General features: G+C 68.6%; 15 protein-coding genes. 9 read left to right on the top strand and 6 right to left on the bottom strand.

Annotated features, from left to right (window positions below; genetic code table 11):
- The first annotated feature begins 2 nt into the window (after positions 1-2).
- Positions 3-776, top strand: a complete 774-nt coding sequence (locus AC07PA_RS08415; protein WP_494609242.1) for a general secretion pathway protein GspB — start codon at positions 3-5, stop codon at positions 774-776.
- A gap of 18 nt (positions 777-794) precedes the next feature.
- Here AC07PA_RS08415 and AC07PA_RS08410 read toward each other — a convergent pair whose 3' ends face one another.
- A complete protein-coding gene (locus AC07PA_RS08410) occupies positions 795-1964 on the bottom strand; it encodes an ABC transporter substrate-binding protein (RefSeq protein WP_494609243.1) in 1170 nt (389 codons plus the stop codon).
- Between the two features lie 155 nt (positions 1965-2119).
- Here AC07PA_RS08410 and AC07PA_RS08405 point away from each other — a divergent pair, with 155 nt between their 5' ends.
- Entirely contained in the window at positions 2120-2869 is a 750-nt protein-coding gene (locus AC07PA_RS08405; protein WP_007854351.1) for a Crp/Fnr family transcriptional regulator, read from the top strand.
- 22 nt (positions 2870-2891) lie between these two features.
- Here the strand turns inward: AC07PA_RS08405 and AC07PA_RS08400 are convergent, their stop codons facing one another.
- Entirely contained in the window at positions 2892-4583 is a 1692-nt protein-coding gene (locus tag AC07PA_RS08400) for a methyl-accepting chemotaxis protein (protein WP_494609244.1), read from the bottom strand.
- 391 nt (positions 4584-4974) lie between these two features.
- Here AC07PA_RS08400 and AC07PA_RS08395 point away from each other — a divergent pair, with 391 nt between their 5' ends.
- The 6 genes from AC07PA_RS08395 (at position 4975) to AC07PA_RS08370 (ending at position 12365) form a co-directional block, all read left to right on the top strand.
- Entirely contained in the window at positions 4975-5874 is a 900-nt protein-coding gene (locus AC07PA_RS08395) for a DUF4394 domain-containing protein (RefSeq protein WP_494609245.1), read from the top strand.
- Complete coding sequence (locus tag AC07PA_RS08390) at positions 5871-6509, top strand: methylamine utilization protein (protein WP_494609246.1); 639 nt, start codon at positions 5871-5873, stop codon at positions 6507-6509. The genes AC07PA_RS08395 and AC07PA_RS08390 overlap by 4 nt, the downstream gene beginning before the upstream one ends.
- Positions 6506-8857: a putative bifunctional diguanylate cyclase/phosphodiesterase gene (locus tag AC07PA_RS08385; RefSeq protein ID WP_494609247.1), complete on the top strand. Its 2352-nt coding sequence runs from the start codon at positions 6506-6508 to the stop codon at positions 8855-8857. The genes AC07PA_RS08390 and AC07PA_RS08385 overlap by 4 nt, the downstream gene beginning before the upstream one ends.
- A 79-nt stretch (positions 8858-8936) precedes the next feature.
- Positions 8937-10040 (top strand): pseudouridine synthase, encoded by a 1104-nt coding sequence (locus AC07PA_RS08380; protein ID WP_494655369.1) that lies wholly within the window; start codon positions 8937-8939, stop codon positions 10038-10040.
- Between the two features lie 43 nt (positions 10041-10083).
- Positions 10084-11325: an esterase/lipase family protein gene (locus AC07PA_RS08375; RefSeq protein WP_494608420.1), complete on the top strand. Its 1242-nt coding sequence runs from the start codon at positions 10084-10086 to the stop codon at positions 11323-11325.
- 104 nt (positions 11326-11429) lie between these two features.
- Complete coding sequence (locus tag AC07PA_RS08370) at positions 11430-12365, top strand: exopolyphosphatase (RefSeq protein ID WP_494608419.1); 936 nt, start codon at positions 11430-11432, stop codon at positions 12363-12365.
- Between the two features lie 10 nt (positions 12366-12375).
- Here the strand turns inward: AC07PA_RS08370 and aqpZ are convergent, their stop codons facing one another.
- Positions 12376-13071, bottom strand: a complete 696-nt coding sequence (aqpZ, locus tag AC07PA_RS08365) for an aquaporin Z (RefSeq protein WP_007854359.1) — start codon at positions 13069-13071, stop codon at positions 12376-12378.
- A 292-nt stretch (positions 13072-13363) separates the two neighbouring features.
- Between aqpZ and htpG the strand changes: the two genes are divergently transcribed.
- Entirely contained in the window at positions 13364-15340 is a 1977-nt protein-coding gene (htpG, locus tag AC07PA_RS08360; RefSeq protein WP_007861071.1) for a molecular chaperone HtpG, read from the top strand.
- A 67-nt stretch (positions 15341-15407) separates the two neighbouring features.
- On the opposite strand, the gene AC07PA_RS08355 is transcribed toward htpG, so the two are convergent.
- The 3 genes from AC07PA_RS08355 to AC07PA_RS08345 all read right to left on the bottom strand — a co-directional run bounded on the left by AC07PA_RS08355 (position 15408) and on the right by AC07PA_RS08345 (position 18003).
- Positions 15408-15713, bottom strand: a complete 306-nt coding sequence (locus AC07PA_RS08355) for a hypothetical protein (protein ID WP_007861069.1) — start codon at positions 15711-15713, stop codon at positions 15408-15410.
- Between the two features lie 139 nt (positions 15714-15852).
- Entirely contained in the window at positions 15853-16884 is a 1032-nt protein-coding gene (locus tag AC07PA_RS08350; protein ID WP_007861067.1) for a serine/threonine protein kinase, read from the bottom strand.
- Between the two features lie 33 nt (positions 16885-16917).
- Entirely contained in the window at positions 16918-18003 is a 1086-nt protein-coding gene (locus AC07PA_RS08345) for a DUF2855 family protein (protein WP_494608418.1), read from the bottom strand.
- Positions 18004-18052 lie beyond the last annotated feature (49 nt).

Raw genomic sequence — 18052 nt, 5'->3', positions numbered from 1 at the left:
CCATGTCCTACATCCTTGATGCGCTGCGGCGCGCTGAAGCCGAGCGGGGTCGGGGCGCCGTGCCGGGCATCCATACGCAGGCCCTGCCCACGCCGGGGGCGCCCGCGGACCGCCCCGGTTCTGCCAACCTGGTGCTGGTGGGCGCGGCCGGGGTGGCCGTGGCCGCCCTCGCCGCAGGTGGTACCTGGTGGGCCATGCAGCGCCATGCCGATGTGCCAGGTGCTGCAGCAGTGGTGGCCACGGCCCCGCCGAAGCCTGCGCTGCCCGTACCCGCACCGGCGCCCGTGGTGGTTGCTGCGGCACCTGCCGTCGCCCCTGCGCCGGTGCCAGCGCCGGTGCCTTCGGCACCGTTGGCCAGCCCCCCCCTCGCACCGGCCACGGTGGAACCGCGCCCCGTGGCGCAAAAGCGGGTCGCCGAAGCGGCGCGGGAGCCGTCCGCGGCGCCTTCGGCTGCGGTTCGCCCGCGCGAGGCGCAGGCCGCGCAGCGGGACCCGGGGCCTTCCACGGCCGCTGCCGCGCCGCCCGTGGCGGTCGCCGCGAACAGCCCCGTGTTCGCGCAGAACGAGCTGCCCCCTTCGGTGCGCGAGCAACTGCCGGTGCTGCAGGTCACGGGCGCGACCTATTCCAGCAATCCTGCGCACCGCATGGCCATCGTCAATGGCCAGGTGCTGCAGGAGGGCGACCAGGCCGCACCCGGGCTCAAGCTTGAACGCATCGAGCAGGGCCGCACCGTCTGGTCGTTCCGCGGCTACCGCTACGCCGTGGCGCCGCAGTAACCCGGCTGAAAGGCCCTGCTAGCGCAGAAAGCGCCCGTCCCGCCCGATCAGCGTCAGTTCCACGAAGCGCGAGGCATTGCGGTCCGGCGTGCTGGCATTGATCTCGAAGCCGCCCAGGTCCCATTTCTTGAGGTTCCAGGTGGCGTCGATGAAGGCGGTGCGCGTCGGGTTGCGGCCGGCGCGCTGCAGGGCCTCGGCGAACACCCGGGCGTTCAGATAGCCTTCGAGCGCCAGGTGCGAGGGCTCGGCCGTGGCGCCCGAGGCCTTCCACGCAGCCTGGAAGTCGCGCACCACCGGCATCACCACATTGGACGGCAGGGGCACCACCTGCGAGATGGCCATGCCCGTGGCGTCGGCACCGAGCGCCTTCACCGTGGCGGGAGTGCCCATGACCGACAGCGCATACAGCGTCACCCCGCGCTTGAGTGCGCGAAAGGCCTTCACGAACTCCAGCGTGGGTTTGCCTGCCAGGCCGATGACGATGGCCTCCAGATCGGCGCCCGCCAGCTTGGCGGCCGCAGCACCGGCGTCGGAGGCATTGTTCTCCACCGTCACGGTGACCGCGGCGGGCAGCTTGAGCTTGCCCATGGACTGCTCGGCGGCGCTGAACACCTCCTTGCCGAAGGAGTTGTTCTGGTAGACGATGCCGATGCGCTGGATGCCGATGGTCGACAGGTGCTGCACCAGCTTCTCGGCCTCGTCAGCGTAGCTGGCGCGGATGTTGAACACGCTGCGCGCGTTCTTCGTGCGGCTCAGCTGGGCGCCCGTGAAGGGGGCGAAGAAGGGGACGCCGCTTTCGACCACCTTGGGCAGCATGGCGTCGATCATGGGCGTGCCCATGCAGTTGAAGAGGGCGAAGTTGCCCGGGTCGGCCAGGAACCTGTCCACGTTGGCCAGGGCTTTGGGCACCTCGTAGGCGTCGTCCAGCGTGGTCAGTTCGATGCTGCGGCCATGCACGCCGCCCTTGGCATTGATGCCGGCGAACGCCGCCTTGGCGCCCTGGTGCATGGCCGATCCGAGGTCGCCCAGCGGTCCCGTGAGGGCGGTGGACTGGCCGATGCGGATCGGCCCGTCCTGTGCCAGGGCGCTGCTGCTGCCCCAGTGGGCCAGGGGCAGGGCGATGGCGCTGCTCAGCAGGGTGCGCCGGCGAAGCGCCGGCTTGGGGAGGTGGATACCGCCTGTCGTCATGTCGTGATGTCTCCGTGCTCTTGGAATGGGGGTTCGGGTCCCCTCGGATGCCCATCATCCGCAGCCGATTGGCGAAAATCTATCGTTGCGGCGACAATTCGGATCGTGGTATTCCCGCACGCATCCAGCCGCCCCTGTTCCCGCCACCGAGTTCCATGAACCAGGATCTGTCACTGCACCAGCGCCGGCGCCTGCCCACGCCGGCCGAGCTGGCCAACATCCCCTGGCTGACACAGTTGCAGCCCGCAGAGCGCGAGCGCGCCGAGGCGGCGTTGCTGGTGGGTGACGCGGCGCCCGGCGACTACGTGTGCCGTGTGGGCCGGCCCGTGACCTACTGGTTCGGCGTGGTGGAAGGCTTGCTCAAGATGAGCAGCGACAACGCGCAGGGCCAGACCATGACCTACACCGGCGTGCCACCCGGCGGCTGGTTCGGCGAGGGCACGGCCATGAAGCGCGAGCCCTACCGCTACAACATCCAGGCGCTGCGCAAGAGCGTCGTGGCCGGCCTGCCGATCGACACCTTCCACTGGCTGCTGGACCACTCCATCGGCTTCAACCGCTTCGTGATGAACCAGCTCAACGAGCGCCTGGGCCAGTTCATCGCCGCGCGCGAGATCGACCGGCTGAACAACCCCGATGTGCGCGTGGCGCGCAGCCTGGCCTCGCTGTTCAACCCCGTGCTCTACCCTGGCGTGGGCGAGGTGCTGCGCATCACCCAGCAGGAGCTGGCCTACCTGGTAGGGCTGTCGCGCCAGCGTGTGAACGAGGCACTGGCGGCGCTGGAAGTGGAAGGGGCCATCCGCGTGGAATACGGCGGCCTGCGCGTGCTGGACCTGGCCGCGCTGCAGTCGAGCATCTTCCAGCGGCTGGCAGAGCCGCGCACCGCCGCTGCCGACGCTGCGTAGCCGCGCCGGTCAGCCGTGCCTTTCAGCCGCGCGGCAGGGCGGGAACGCCAGCCTTGCGCTGGCCCACCATGGGGGTCGGCGCGGGGACTGCCGCCAAGACCTCGGGCGCACCCTGCCATTCGCGGTCGTCGGTGCGGTCGCGGCGCAGGCGGAAGGTGTGCACCATCTGGGTGAGGCGGCCGGCCTGTTCCTTGAGGCTGTCGGCCGCTGCGGCGCCTTCTTCCACCAGGGCGGCGTTCTGCTGCGTCATCTCTTCGAGCGCGCCTACGGACTGGCTGACCTCACCGATGCGCTGGCTCTGCTCCTGCGTGGCGGCGGTGATCTCGCCCATGATGTCCGACACGCGGCGCACGGAGGTCACGAGTTCCTCGATGGTCTTGCCCGCATGGTTCACGAGGGTGCTGCCCTCCTGCACATGCTCCACGCTGGCACCGATCAAGGTTTTGATTTCCTTGGCCGCCTGGGCGGCACGGCCGGCCAGGTTGCGCACCTCGCTGGCCACCACGGCGAAACCGCGGCCCTGTTCGCCCGCGCGGGCGGCTTCCACCGCCGCATTCAGCGCCAGGATGTTGGTCTGGAATGCGATGCCGTCGATCACGCTGGTGATGTCGGCGATCTTGCGCGAACTGCCGCTGATGGTGTCCATGGTACGCACCACCTGGGAGACCACCTCGCCGCCGCGCGTGGCCGCGTCCGACGCCGAGGAGGCCAGCTGGTTGGCCTGGCGCGCGGCGTCGGCGCTTTGCGACACGGTGCCTGTCAGGTCGGCCAGGGCATTGGCGGCGCCCTGCAGGTTGTGCGAGGTCTGCTCGGTGCGCTGGCTCAGGTCGAGGTTGCCGGAGGCGACTTCGGAGCTGGCCACGAGGATGGATTCCGCCGTACCGCCGATGTCGCCCACCAGGCTGCGCAGGCGGTCCTGCATGGCGGCAATGGCTTCGAGCAGGCGCCCGGTCTCGTCGTGGATGCGCACCTCCACCTGCGAGGTGAGGTCTCCGCGCGCGATGCGCTCGGCCACCACCACCGCGCGGCCGATGGGTGCGGTGATGCTGCTGGTGATGCGCCAGGCGATGAGCGCGCCCAGGCCGATGGCCAGCAGCACCAGCGCACCACCCGTCCAGCGCGCCCGGCTCTGCGTGACCTCGGCCGAGGCCGTGGCCTGGCTGTTCAAGGTGTTCTGCAGCTCGATCAGCTCGGCCAGCTTGCTGCGCCAGGCGGCTTCCAGTGGGGCGACCTTGGTCATGAGGTTCAGCGTGGCGCTCACGGTATCGCCATCGTCGGCGGCCTTCATCGCGGCATCGAGCTCGGGGCGGCTCTTGCGGCCGAGCTCCTGCACCTCGCCCAGCAGCTTGCGTTCTGCCTCGCTCGTGCCGTCGGCCTTGAGCAGGTCGGCCAGGCTGGCTTCCTGGCGGGCATAGCCCTGCAAAGACTTCTCGGCGTTCTTGATCTGGTCGCGTGCCTGCTTGGGATCGATCTCGTTGAGCATGGCGGCCGAGCGGCTCTGGATGCCGATGGCGCTCACGCTGTCCAGCATTTCATTGACCAGCCGGGTCTTGGTGGCGCCGGTGCCGGTGACCTGCAGCAGGTGCTCGTGCAGCTTGCCGACCGAGAGCTGACCCACGGCCGCCACCGCGATCAACAAGACAAGCAGGCAGCCGAAACCCAGGCCCAGGCGGCTGGAGATCGATAACGATTTGATGGACGAGGCGGCCGGCATGGAGGTCCTTGGCTGTTGAATTCGATGGGGTGGCACGAAGCAATAACGGTGCCCGGACAGGCGATTGGCCTGCAACGCTGGTGGCGCCAGGGGCGCCCCACAGTGTAGGGATAAATGTCACAAAATGTTATGAGGCTTCAGGATGGTCCCATGCACCACCGGCATGAAACTGTTACAAACAGGAGGCTCCTCCCAGGATCAGCGGGGGGCGCGGTCATCGCCGCAGGCATCGGCATGCCCGCCGGCATGAAAGCGCCCGCTGTTACATATGTCCCCTGGTGTGGCTGCTATCTTTTTTGATGATTGCAAAGACAATGCATGGCCACTGTAATACGCCACGCCCGGGGTCTATCGGGTATAAACCCGTTACAGTTTCTGCAAAGGATGCTCCATGAGCCGCTTCCACACCTCCTTTCGTTTGCATGGTGTCCTGGGCACGCTGGTGCTCATGGGCCTGGCCGCATGTACCGGCGGTCCGATGCCCGACGCATCCGAGCGCCGCGAACGCCTCGTGGCGGTGACGGCCGACCACGAACTCATCGTGTTCGATGCGCGCCGGCCCGACACCGTCCTCGAACGCCGGCGCGTGACGGGCCTGGCCTCGGGCGAACGGCTGATCGGCGTGGACTTTCGCGTGGCCAAGGGCGTGCTGTATGCCCTGTCGCAGGCGGGGCGCCTGTACACGCTCGACATCTCCAGCGGTGCCTTGACGGCGGTAGGCACCGCGCCCGCAGCGGTGTCGCTCACGGGCGCATCCTTCGGCTTCGATTTCAACCCGGCGGCGGACCGCATCCGCGTGGTGTCGTCCTCGGGGCTCAACCTGCGCCTGCACCCCGACACGGGTGCCCTGGTCGATGGCGACCCCGCCCAGCCGGGCGTACAGCCCGATCCGGTGCTGCACTACGTGGCCGGTGACGTGAACGCCGGCCGCGTACCCGACGTGGTGGCAGCCGGCTACACCTACAACCCGCAGGACAGCAAGATCACCACCAACTACGCCATCGACCGCGCCCGCGGTGCGCTGGTGATGCAGGGCTCGCGCGAAGGCGCCACGCCCGTGGTGTCGCCCAACACCGGCCAGCTGCGCACCGTGGGTTCCCTCGGCCTGGGGCCGCTGTCCGACGCCTCCTTCGACATCTCCGATGTGGGCAATGTGGCCTTGCTGGCCGCACGCACGGCCGGCGATCCGCGCTCCCGCCTGTACAAGGTGGACCTCGCGTCCGGCCGCGCCATCTCGCTGGGCGTGATCGGCAGCGGGGCGGCCTTGGCGGGCATGGCCATAGAACCATGAACACGCGGCCCGTCCTGGCGCAACGGCTGCTGGTGCACGGATGTGTGCTGGTGGGCTGGATGGCGACCATGGCGGGCCTGGCGCAGGCCGCCTCCGTGCAGGTGGACCTGACCGACGCGGCAGGCAAGCCCCTGGCCGATGCCGTGGTGTTCCTCGAATCGGCCGAGGCCAAGCGCCTCGTCAAACCCCAGCCCGGCGTGGAGATGGCGCAGGAAAAGCGCCAGTTCGCACCGGTGATGATGGTGATCCCGGTGGGGACCGAGGTGCTGTTCCCCAACCGCGACACGGTGCGCCACCACGTCTACTCCTTTTCGCCGACCAAGAAGTTCGAGCTCAAGCTCTACACGGGGACACCAAGCAAGCCGGTGCTCTTCGACCAGGCCGGCGTGGTGGTGCTGGGCTGCAACATCCATGACCAGATGACCGGCTGGATCCTGGTGGTGGACACGCCCTACTACGCCAGTTCGTCCGCAACCGGCAGGGTCCTGCTCGACAACGTGCCTGCGGGCAGCTACAAGCTCAGGGCCTGGCACAACCGGCTGCCGGTGGGTGCCCCGGCCCTGGAGCAGGCGCTGACCGTGCCAGCCACCGGCGTGGCCAGTGCCTCGGTGCGCATGGCGGGGCTGCAGCCTTGAACCTGTCCCTGCTGCGGCGCAGTCTCATCCTGAGGCTGGTGGGCATCTCCTTGCTGCTGCTGCTCATCGTGCAGGCGGCCGGATTTGCGGTGGTGCGCGCCAGCATCGAGCGCAATGCGCGCAGCCAGATCGCGCGCGCCCTCGACACCGACGAGAACGTCTGGCGGCGCCTGCTGGACCAGAACGCGGACAAGCTGCGCCAGGGGTCGGCCCTGCTGGCGGCCGACTACGGCTTTCGCTCGGCCATCAATTCGGATGACGAGGAGACCATCCAGTCGGTGCTGGAGAACCATGGCAGCCGCATCGGCGCGGCCGTGACCGCGCTGCTGGGCACGAACCTGGAGCTGCGCGCGGCCAGCCTGTCGGACGACATGCTGGACTTTCCCGCCACGCTGCGCCAGGTGGTGCCGCCCCTTGCGGCCCAGCCGCAGGGCAGCCAGGTGGCCATGATGGCGGGCGTGCCCTACCAGTTCGTGATGGTGCCGATGCGGGCGCCGGTGGTCATCGGCTGGGTGCTGATGGGCTTTCCCATCGGCCAGCCGCTGGCCGAAGAAATGCGGCGCCTGCTGTCGGTGCAGGTGGCCGTGGTGGTCAAGGCGGCAGATGGCAGCGTGTCGGTGCCCGTGACCACGCTGTCGGCACCGGCGCTGGCCAGCCTGCACCGCCAGGGCCTGCCGCTGGCAGAGCTCAAGACTGCCGAGGGGACGCTGCTGGTGCGCGAGGCCCCCCTGGGCAACGCGGGCAACGAGGTGAAGACGCTGCTGCTGCGCTCGGTGGACGAGGTGGTGGCGCCGTACCAGCAGCTGCAGGTGCTGCTGGCCATCATCACCATCGCGGGCGTGCTGTTGTTTGCAGCCGGCACCGGGCTGGTGGCCACGCGCCTGACCACGCCCCTGCGCTCCCTGCTGGCGGCCACCCAGCGCCTGTCGCGCGGCGAATACGGGGTGCCGCTCTCGCATACCGGGCGCAAGGACGAGATCGGCAACCTGGCCCGCTCCTTCGACCGCATGCGCCTCGATATCGGCAGCCAGCAGGCCGAGATCCGCCGCCTGGCCTACTGGGACCGGCTCACCGGCCTGCCCAACCGGGAACGCTTTCGCGAAGCTGTGGTGCACGCCATCGATGCCCAGGTGGGCGACGCGCTGCGGCCCCTGACGGTGCTCACGCTCGACCTGGACCGTTTCAAGCATGTGAACGACGTGCTCGGCTATGCCTTCGGCGACCGCCTGCTGCAGGCCGTGGCCGAACGCCTCAAGGAGCAGGTGACGGGCGACAGCGACATGGTGGCCCGGCTCGGCGGCAACGAGTTCGCCATGCTGCTGCTGCGCACCGACGCCAAGGGCGCGCAGGCCGTGGCCCAGCGTATCAACCAGTCGTTCGAAGAGCCGCTGGCCTTCGAGGACCAGACGGTGGACCTGAGCGCCGGCATGGGCTTCGCCTGCTGGCCCGCGGATGCGGAGGATGCCGACACGCTGCTCAGCCGCTCCGAGATCGCGATGTACGCCGCCAAGCGCAAGCTCAGTGGCGCGCTGCGCTACGACGCTTCGTTCGACTTGGCCAGCACCCAGACCCTGTCGCTGCTGACCGAGCTGCGCCGTGCCGTGGAGCACGACGAACTGCGCCTGTACCTGCAGCCCAAGGTGCCGCTGCACGGGCAGGGGGGGCTCGCGGCCGAGGCCCTGGTGCGCTGGCAGCATCCCCAGCGCGGCCTGGTGCCGCCCATGGACTTCATTCCGTTTGCCGAGCAGACGGGCTTCGTGCGCCAGCTCACGCTGTGGATGTTCGAGGAGGTGGCGCGCCTGCTGGCCGATCCGCGCACGGCAGACATGCCGCTGCGCATCTCGGTCAACCTGTCCACGCGCGACCTGCTCGATCCGGAACTGAACACCCGGCTGGGTGCCATCCTCGCGCGCCATGGCGTGCAGGCCAGCGCCTTCTGCCTGGAGATCACCGAGAGCGCCATCATGGACGACCCGCAGCGTGCCGAGGCCATGCTCAACCGCCTGTCCGAGCAGGGCTTCAAGCTCTCCATCGACGATTTCGGCACCGGCTATTCGTCACTGGCCTACCTCAAGCGCCTGCCGGTGGACGAGCTCAAGATCGACAAGTCCTTCGTGATGGGCATGGAGGCGGGTGAGGACGACGCGATGATCGTGCGCTCCACCATCGACCTGGCCCACAACCTGGGCCTCACGGTGGTGGCCGAGGGGGTGGAGAACCTGGCCATCCTCGACCGGTTGCGTGCCCTGTCCTGCGACGAGGCGCAGGGCTACCACATCAGCCGACCGCTGGGGGCCGAGGATTTCCTGGCCTGGCAGTCCCGCCAGATCGCCGCCACCGCCCCGTGAGGGGCCCGGGGCCGCTGTTCGGCGCCTGCTTTGTGCGGCCATGCGCCCAAACGGTCGCGCAGGGGTGAAAATACGGGCAATGCCTTCTTCCCGTCCCCCCGCCGCCCCGGCCGCCGAGCCCGGTGACCAGCCACCCCGGCGCGCCGTGTTGCGCCGCCCCGCCGCGCCGCCTGCTTCTTCGCCACCCGCACCGGCCACGCCGCGCGCTTCGGCACCTGCTGCAGCCCGCAGCAATGCACGGCCCGATGCGCGCCCGCAATCCCGACCCACCGCCGCGGCGCCGCAGGCGCGCGGCAACGTGTGGCGCGCCGAGCCCGCGCCGCCGCCGCAGGCTCCGCGCGGGCCGGCCCCCACCGGTGGCGCCCGGCCATTCCCCGCCGCTGCGCCGGCCCGCCCGGCCGTGCCGGTCAAGACCACGGCGGCCGCCGCAGGCACCGCGCGCCTGAACAAGCGCATGGCCGAACTCGGCCTGTGTTCGCGCCGCGAGGCCGACGACTGGATCGCCCATGGCTGGGTCAAGGTCAACGGCGAGGTGGCGCCCATGGGCCTGCAGGTGCTGCCCACCGATCGCATCGAAGTGGACAAGCGTGCCCAGGGCCAGCAGGAGCAGCAGGTCACCATCCTGCTGCACAAGCCCATGGGCTATGTGAGCGGGCAGGCAGAGGACGGCCACACGCCCGCCGTGGCGCTGATCAACCCCCGCACCCACTGGCGCGACGACCCGGGTCGCATGCGTTTTTCGCCGCCGCAGTTGCGCGGTCTGGCCCCGGCCGGCCGGCTGGACATCGACTCGGTGGGCCTGCTGGTGCTCACGCAGGACGGCCGTGTGGCGCGCCAGCTGATCGGCGAGGACTCCACGGTGGACAAGGAATACCTGGTGCGCGTGCAGTACGGCGAGGTCGCCACCGACGTGCAGGCCGCATTTCCGGCCGCGCAGCTGGCGCGCCTGTGCCATGGCCTGGAGCTCGACGGCCAGCCGCTCAAGCACGCCAAGGTCGAGTGGCAGAACCCCGAACAGCTGCGTTTCGTGCTCACCGAAGGCAAGAAGCGCCAGATCCGCCGCATGTGCGAGCTGGTGGGTCTCAGGGTGGTGGGGCTCAAGCGCATCCGCATCGGCCGGGTGACGCTGGGCAACCTGCCGGTGGGCCAGTGGCGCTATCTCTTGCCGCACGAGCAGTTCTGAGTCCTGCGCGGCTCCCGCCACCTTTCATTGACCGGAGCCTGCCATGCCATCCAAACCCTCCCCCGCGCGTGCCCTGCGCCAGCTGCGGCCTTCCGACCTGCGCGGTGCAGCCCGCCTGGCCACCCAGGCCACGGCCAGCATCAGCCGCGTGGCCGAAGGGGTGCACCAATCGGTGCTGGGCACCATGGGCCTGCCGGGCGCCGCCGCACCGGGCCGCACGCGCGGTCTGACCGGCATGGTCTATGGCGGTGTGCGGGGCATCACGCGCCTCGTCGATGCCGGCCTGCAGGCCGCCTTGCTGCGGCTGGAACCCTTCGTCGCCACGCCCGACGAGGCGCAGGACGTGCCGCGCGAGCGCCTGTTCTTGCTGGCTGCGCTCAACGGTGTGATGGGCGACCGCCTGGCAGAGGACGGCAACCCGCTGGCCACCTCCATGGGCTTTTACCAGCAGGGCCGGCCGCTGGACCTGGCGGCGCTGCGGGCGGCAGGCACGGCATCGGGCCACCTGCTGGTGCTGGTGCACGGCCTGTGCATGAACGACCTGCAATGGGAGCACGAGGGCCATGACCATGGCGCCCACCTGGCGCAGGCCGTGGGCTGCACGCCTGTGTACCTGCGCTACAACACGGGGCAGCACACCTCCACCAATGGTGCCGAGCTCGCGCGGCAGCTGCAGGCGCTGGTCGCCGCCTGGCCGGTGGCGATCACGCGGCTGAGCATCGTGGGCCACAGCATGGGGGGCCTGGTGGCACGCAGCGCCTGCCAGCAGGCCGAGCAGGCGGGGCTGTCCTGGCGTGGCTTGCTGCAGCACCTGGTGTGCCTGGGCACGCCGCACCATGGTGCACCGCTGGAGCGTGCGGGCCATTGGGTGGACCGGTTGCTGGGCAGCACCCCGTACTCGCGCCCCTTTGCCCGGCTGACCGGGCTGCGCAGCGCCGGCATCACCGACCTGCGCCACGGCCATGTGCTGGATGCGGACTGGCTGGGGCGTGACCGTTTCCGCAAGAGCCCGGACATGCGCACCCCGTTGCCATTGCCCGCTGGCGTGCTGTGCTGTACCGTGGCGGCCACCCTGGCTGCCCAGCGCAGCCCGGTGGCCGAACGGCTGGTGGGTGATGGCCTGGTGCCGCTGCACAGTGCCCTGGGCTGGCATGATGACCCTGCCAGGCGGCTGGAATTTGCGCGGGCGCAGCAGTGCGTGGTGCACCGGGCCGGGCACCTGCAATTGCTGGGGGATGTCCGCGTGGCGCGACAATTGGTGCGCTGGCTGGCACCGGCAGGCTGAGCCGGGGTGCCGGCTGTCGCCTTTATTTGTGCCGGTACGCCAAGGGGAGCGCGGGCATTGCTACCATCGTGCCATTCGCGCCGCATGTAACAAGGAGAAACACAGTGAGCGACAAAAAATACCGCCTCGTGACCCGCAGCGACTTTGACGGCCTGGTGTGCGCCGTGCTGCTCAACGAGCTGGACCTGATCGACGAGATCACTTTCGTGCATCCCAAGGACATGCAGGACGGCAAGGTACCTATCACCGAGCGGGATATCACCACCAACCTGCCCTACGTGCCCGGCGCCCACCTGGTGTTCGACCACCACGAGTCGGAAACCATCCGCAATTCGGGGCGGCGCGACAGCAACCACATCATCGAGGCGCATGCGCCTTCGGCGGCACGCGTGGTCTACAACCACTATGGCGGCAAGGCGGCCTTCCCGCGCATCACCGACGAAATGATGGCGGCGGTGGACCAGGCTGACTCGGCCCAGTACTCGCGCGAGGACATCCTGAACCCCGAGGGCTGGGTGCTGCTCAACTACCTCATGGATTCGCGCACCGGCCTGGGCCGTTTCCGCGAGTTCCGCATCAGCAACTATGCGCTGATGATGGACCTCATCAAGTACTGCCGCGACCACACCATCGAGGAGATCCTGGCGCTGCCCGACGTGCAGGAGCGCGTGGCGCTCTACCGTGAGCATGCGCCCAAGGCCAAGGAGCAACTGCTGCGTTGCGCCATCAAGATCAGCAACCTGGTGGTGCTGGACCTGCGCGACGAGGAGACCATCTGGGCGACCAACCGCTTCATGATCTACGCGCTGTTCCCCACGGCCAACATCTCCATCCACATGATGTGGGGGCTGCAAAAGCAGAACACGGTGCTGGCCACCGGCAAGTCCATCCTGGACCGCAGCAGCCAGACCCACGTGGGCAACCTCATGCTGGAGTTCGGCGGTGGCGGCCATGCCGCCGCAGGCACCTGCCAGGTGGCCAACGACAAGGCCGACATCATCCTGCAGGCGCTGATTCAGCGCATCACGCTGGACCGCTGAGTTTTTTTCCTCAGTCTTCGCCGAACAGGACCCGGTACAGGGCGGCGCCCAGCAGCGCGCCGGCCATCGGGGCCGCCCAGAAGACCCACAGTTCCGACAGCGCATGCGCCGGGCCGAACAGGGCCGGGCCGGTGCTGCGCGCCGGATTCACCGAGGTATTGGTCACCGGGATCGAGACCAGGTGGATCAGGGTCAAGCACAGGCCGATGGCCAGCCCGCCCACGCCCTCGGCCGCCCGGCGCGAAGTAGCGCCCAGGATCACGATGAGGAACACCGCCGTGAGCACCACTTCGGTCACCACGGCGGCCACCAGCCCGTAGCCGCCGGGAGAGTGCTCACCGTAGCCATTGGTGGCAAAGCCGCCGATGTCGGCCCCGGGCCTGCCGGTGGCGATCAGGTAGAGCAGGCCCGCCGCCACGGTGGCGCCCAGCACCTGGGCCGCGATGTAGCCAGGCAGCTCGGCGGCCTTGAACCGCCCCCCGATGGCCAGGCCGACCGACACCGCCGGGTTGAAATGCCCGCCCGAGATGGGCCCCAGCGCGTAGGCCCCCGTGAGCACCGTGAGGCCGAAAGCCAGCGAGACCCCCAGGAAGCCGATGCCCAGTTGCGGAAACGCAGCGGCCAGCACGGCGCTGCCGCAGCCGCCGAACGTGAGCCAGAACGTCCCGAGGAATTCGGCAGACCATTTTTGCAGAGAAGTGGGCATGGGCGGTGTTCCAAAAAAGCATGGCTGGCGGCACCCCGCCGCTGCACGGGGCGCATCTTATGGCGGTCAAATGGGTATTACCAGCGCCAACGGGCCCTCAATTGTCAACAATGCACGGTAAGCTCATGGGTGTGCCGTCGGCGTGCCGGCACGCAGCGGCTGGCACCCACCGACCGCGGACCTTGAAATCGGCGCAAGCGCCCCGAGCTGAGCACCCGCGAACGTCCTTTGCACCCAGGCCTGGGGTGCCGATGCCGTTCCCCAGACCGAACCAAAGCAACTCCAAGACACCATGAGCAACAAACAAACCCTGTCGTTCCAGGCCGAAGTGGCCCAGCTTCTGCACCTGGTCACCCACTCGCTGTACTCCAACCAGGAAATCTTCCTGCGCGAGCTGATCTCCAATGCCTCGGACGCCTGCGACAAGCTGCGCTTCGAAGCCCTGAACAACAACGCCCTGTACGAAGACGCACCCAACCTCGAGGTGCGCGTGTCCTTCGACCAGGCCGCCAAGACCCTGACCATCACCGACAACGGCATCGGCATGACGGCCCAGGAGGCCATCGACCACCTGGGTACCATCGCCAAGAGCGGCACCAAGGACTTCATGGGCAAGCTCTCGGGCGACCAGAAGGCCGACGCCCAGCTCATCGGCCAGTTCGGCGTGGGCTTTTACTCCGGCTTCATCGTGGCCGACAAGATCACCGTGGAATCGCGCCGCGCCGGCGTGCCGGCCGAAGAGGGGGTGCGCTGGACCAGCGGTGGCACGGGCGACTTCGAGGTCGAGGCCATCACCCGGGCCGCGCGCGGCACCAGCATTATCCTGCACCTGCGCGAAGAGGCCGAGGAGTACCTCAACGCCTGGAAGCTCAAGTCGGTCATCGCCAAGTACTCCGACCACATCAGCCTGCCCATCCTGATGGAAAAGGAAGAGTGGAAGGACGGCGAGCTGATCAACCCGGCGGACGAGAACGGCGGCCGCCAGCCCGGCGGCATGGTCAAGACCGGCGAGTGGGAAACCATCAACAAGGCCAGCGCCCTGTGGACCCGGCCCAAGAAGGACATCAGCGAAGAGCAGTACCAGGAGTTCTACAAGGCCATCAGCCACGACCACGAGGCCCCGCTGACCTGGGCGCACAACCGCGTGGAAGGCAACACCGAGTACACGCAGCTGCTGTACATCCCCGCCAAGGCTCCGTTCGACCTGTGGAACCGCGACAAGAAGGCCGGCGTGAAGCTCTACGTCAAGCGCGTCTTCATCATGGACGACGCCGAGGCGCTGATGCCGACCTACCTGCGCTTCGTCAAGGGGGTGATCGACTCGGCCGACCTGCCGCTCAACGTGAGCCGCGAATTGCTGCAGGAAAGCCGCGACGTGCGCTCCATCCGCGAGGGCTCGACCAAGCGCGTGCTGTCCATGCTGGAAGACCTGGCCAAGCACGACCGGCACGAAGCGGTTGCTGGTGACGAAGGTGTGACCGACGTGGTCGATGCCGACGACAAGGCCAAGGAGGGCAAGTACACGGCCTTCTACGCCGAGTTCGGCTCGGTGCTCAAGGAAGGCCTGGGCGAGGATTTCGGCAACCGCGAACGCCTGGCCAAGCTGCTGCGCTTTGCCAGCACCACCAGCGACACGGCCACGGTCAGCTTTACCGACTACAAGGCACGCATGAAGGAAGGCCAGGAGGCCATTTACTACATCACGGCCGACACCCTGGCCGCGGCCAAGAACAGCCCGCAGCTCGAAGTCTTCAAGAAGAAGGGCATCGAAGTGCTGCTCATGACCGACCGCGTTGACGAATGGGCGCTGAACTACCTCAACGAGTTCGACGGCACCCCGCTGCAGAGCGTGGCCAAGGGCGCCGTGGACCTGGGCTCGCTGCAGGACGAGGCCGAGAAGAAGGCCGCCGAGGAGGCTGCCGAGGCCTTCAAGCCGCTGCTGGCCAAGCTCAAGGAGGCCTTGAAGGACAAGGCCGAGGACGTGCGCGTGACCACCCGCCTGGTCGACTCACCGGCCTGCCTGGTGGTGCAGGACGACGGCATGAGCACCCAGCTGGCGCGCATGCTCAAGCAGGCCGGCCAGCAGGCGCCCGAGTCCAAGCCCGTGCTGGAGGTGAATGCCGAGCATGCCCTGGTCAAGAAACTCGAGGGCAGCGTGCACTTCCATGACCTGGCGCACATCCTGTTCGACCAGGCCTTGCTGGCCGAAGGTGGCCTGCCGGCCGATCCGGCAGCCTACGTCAAGCGCGTCAACGCCTTGCTGGCCTGACGCCTGCGTGTGCGGCCGCCCGGGGTGGCTGCACCGAGGCGCAGCGCCCCGGCGAACGGAGGTGTCGTCACTCTTCCTTCGCCTTGGCCATGATGCGCGCATGGACGGCGTCGCGCTCGGTCGGCGCCGCATCGATCAGCTGCTTGAGCAAACCGTCGGGCAGCTCGACGTATTGGCGGCGGTCGTTCTTGACCGGCACGTTGCGCCAGCCCGACAGCACCATCCAGCTCCACAGGTCACGGGAAATGGGTTCGGTGACATTCATCTTGATGTCCCCGCGAATGATGGCGACGCCCACCGCGGGCACGCTGCCCACGGGGGCCGGCCGGCGTTGCTGGCGGATCGAGAGAAGGTTCCGAAACAGGTCTTTCATGGTTCAGGCCAGTGTGCGATAGCGAAGATGGCAAAGCATATACGAGGCCCGGCCGTGCCCCAAGCGCCGATGGCGCTTTCGGCCGCCGGGAGGCGGGCGGCCGTGCCCGGCCCCGACCGCGTGGGCGAAGGGGGCTTTGTCAGGCGTAGAGCGGCTCCTCGCCCATGGCCTCGCACTGCTCGATCAGCATGTCCACCTGGCCGCGCCAGTAGTCGCTGCTGCCGAACCAGGGGAAATTGACCGGAAAGATCGGGTCTTGCCAACGGCGCGCCAGCCAGGCGCTGTAGTGGATGAGCCGCAGCGTGCGCAGGGGCTCGACCAGGGCCAGTTCGCGCCGGTCGAAGCTGCGGAACTGCTCGTAGCCTTCCACCAGGGCGCCCAGCTGCTGCGTGCGCTGGCGCCGGTCGCCGGACAGCAGCATCCACAGGTCCTGCACGGCCGGGCCCATGCGCGCATCGTCCAGGTCTACGAAGTGCGGGCCGCCACCGGGCAGGTCGGTCGGTGTCCAGAGGATGTTGCCGGGGTGGCAGTCGCCATGCAGGCGGATGGACCTGGCATCCGCGAGGCCGCTGGCGGCGACCAGCGAAAGCGCCTTGTCGCACTGTTCCTGCCAGGCCGACTGCATGTCCAGCGGGATCATGTCGTGGCCCAGCAGCCACTCGCGCGAGGCGGTGCCAAAACCCTGCAGGTCCAGCGCCGGCCGGTGCACGAAGGGCTGGGCGGCGCCCACGGTGTGGATGCGCGCAAGAAAGCGGCCGATCCATTCGAGCACATCGAAATCGTCGAGCTCGGGCCCGCGCCCGCCACGCCAGGGGCTCACGGAAAAGGCGAAGCCTTCGTGCGCATGCAGGGTGCTGCCGTTCAGTGCCATCGGGCCCACGGCTGGCACCTCGGCCGCCATCAGCTCGGCCGCAAAGGCGTGCTCTTCGAGAATCTGTGCTTCGCTCCAGCGGCCGGGGCGGTAGAACTTGGCCACGACGCGCTGACCATCCTCGAGCGAAACCTGGTAGACGCGGTTTTCATAGGACGACAGGGCCATGAGCCGGCCATCGCCATACAGGCCCACGCTGGCCAGCGCATCGAGCACCTGGTCCGGCGTCAGGCGCGCATAGGGGTGCTGGTCGGAGGCGCTGGCGGCGGCGGCGGTGTCGGTCGGGGGCAGTCGGTTCATGCCCCATTGTCCCCCGCCCCGTGCCGGCGCCAGTCAAAGGCCCGCCATGTGCCCTGTGCGCGGATCGCCGCCGCCGGCCAGCACGGCCGCGAACAGTGTTTCCACGGCCTCCGGGCCCTGGTGCTGCTGCACCTGCAGCCAGGACAAGGGCGGTGCCTGCACGGCGGTGGAAAAGGCGTGCCAGGCAGCGACCAGCCGCTCGTTGAGCACCTGTGCGCCCCAGTCGTCGCGGCGTTTCTTGATCTGGGCGGGGGCGAAGAACATGGTCGGGCGCGGCCCGGGCAACTGGCCGGCGCCGCCCAGGTCGTTGACATGGCTGGCACCCACGGCGCAACTGTAGGCCAGGGCGGAAAAGCGCTGGTGGATGGCTTCGCGCACGGCCACGCTGCCCGCGAAATCGATGTAGATGCAGGGCGTGGCGGCATCGATCTGCTCCAGCGCATCGTAGGCTACCACCCGGTCGTAACAGCCCAGGCTTTCGCAAAAGGCCACGTTGCCGGGCGAGGTCAGGCCGATCACCTCCACGCCGTCCCGCTGCGCGAGCTGGAAGGCCGTGCCATAGGCCGTCTTGCTCGATGCGCTGGACAGCAGCAGGCGCCGGGCCCCGAAGAACTGCTGGTCGTCCATGAAGTCGTCGATCAGCCACGAGGTGATGAACAGCGGGCGCAGCAGGGCCTGTATGTCCTCGGTGTCGGGGGTGTAGAACGGGTCGGTGCCGGTACGCACGTACTGGTTGTACACGGCATGCAGGCTGGCGCGGTGGGCCGCGCCGTCGTAGAAGCCGGCCTCGGTCAGCCGCGCGGGCGTGAGCACGGCGTGGGTGGACATGGGCCAGTAGCCGTAGAGCCGCTCGCCCACGGCCACCCCGGGGTGCAGCGACTGCACGACCGAGCCGAAACCCCACACGGGCACGATGCCCCAGCCGGTCTCGTCCGAAGGAAAGAACTGCCAGTAGTTGAGCATGCCGCCCAATGCGGCATAGGTGACGTTGTTGGCCGTGAGCGCAAAGCGTTCGACGCGCACGCGCACCTGGCCATCGGCCAGCGGAACATCCTGGGTGGTGCGCAGGGCGGTATGGGCCAGGGCGTCCTGGCGTACGAGGAGGGTGGTGGTGCTCATGGCCGCACGCTAAACCAATCGGCGGGCGTCCTCAAGCGGCTGCGGGAAC

This window comes from Acidovorax sp. GW821-FHT09B03 (assembly GCF_059418305.1).
Note: the sequence above shows the minus strand (reverse complement) of the source record. Positions and strands in the feature narration are given on the sequence as shown.

What these genes read in the sequence shown, in the direction of transcription:
- AC07PA_RS08415 (WP_494609242.1), top strand. Translation starts at nt 3, where the DNA reads ATGTCCTACATCCTTGATGCGCTGCGGCGCGCTGAAGCCGAGCGGGGT.
- AC07PA_RS08410 (WP_494609243.1), bottom strand. Translation starts at nt 1,964, where the DNA reads ATGACGACAGGCGGTATCCACCTCCCCAAGCCGGCGCTTCGCCGGCGC.
- AC07PA_RS08350 (WP_007861067.1), bottom strand. Translation starts at nt 16,884, where the DNA reads ATGAACCGACTGCCCCCGACCGACACCGCCGCCGCCGCCAGCGCCTCC.
- AC07PA_RS08375 (WP_494608420.1), top strand. Translation starts at nt 10,084, where the DNA reads ATGCCATCCAAACCCTCCCCCGCGCGTGCCCTGCGCCAGCTGCGGCCT.
- AC07PA_RS08380 (WP_494655369.1), top strand. Translation starts at nt 8,937, where the DNA reads ATGCCTTCTTCCCGTCCCCCCGCCGCCCCGGCCGCCGAGCCCGGTGAC.
- AC07PA_RS08400 (WP_494609244.1), bottom strand. Translation starts at nt 4,583, where the DNA reads ATGCCGGCCGCCTCGTCCATCAAATCGTTATCGATCTCCAGCCGCCTG.
- AC07PA_RS08395 (WP_494609245.1), top strand. Translation starts at nt 4,975, where the DNA reads ATGAGCCGCTTCCACACCTCCTTTCGTTTGCATGGTGTCCTGGGCACG.
- AC07PA_RS08405 (WP_007854351.1), top strand. Translation starts at nt 2,120, where the DNA reads ATGAACCAGGATCTGTCACTGCACCAGCGCCGGCGCCTGCCCACGCCG.
- AC07PA_RS08355 (WP_007861069.1), bottom strand. Translation starts at nt 15,713, where the DNA reads ATGAAAGACCTGTTTCGGAACCTTCTCTCGATCCGCCAGCAACGCCGG.
- htpG (WP_007861071.1), top strand. Translation starts at nt 13,364, where the DNA reads ATGAGCAACAAACAAACCCTGTCGTTCCAGGCCGAAGTGGCCCAGCTT.
- AC07PA_RS08345 (WP_494608418.1), bottom strand. Translation starts at nt 18,003, where the DNA reads ATGAGCACCACCACCCTCCTCGTACGCCAGGACGCCCTGGCCCATACC.
- AC07PA_RS08390 (WP_494609246.1), top strand. Translation starts at nt 5,871, where the DNA reads ATGAACACGCGGCCCGTCCTGGCGCAACGGCTGCTGGTGCACGGATGT.
- aqpZ (WP_007854359.1), bottom strand. Translation starts at nt 13,071, where the DNA reads ATGCCCACTTCTCTGCAAAAATGGTCTGCCGAATTCCTCGGGACGTTC.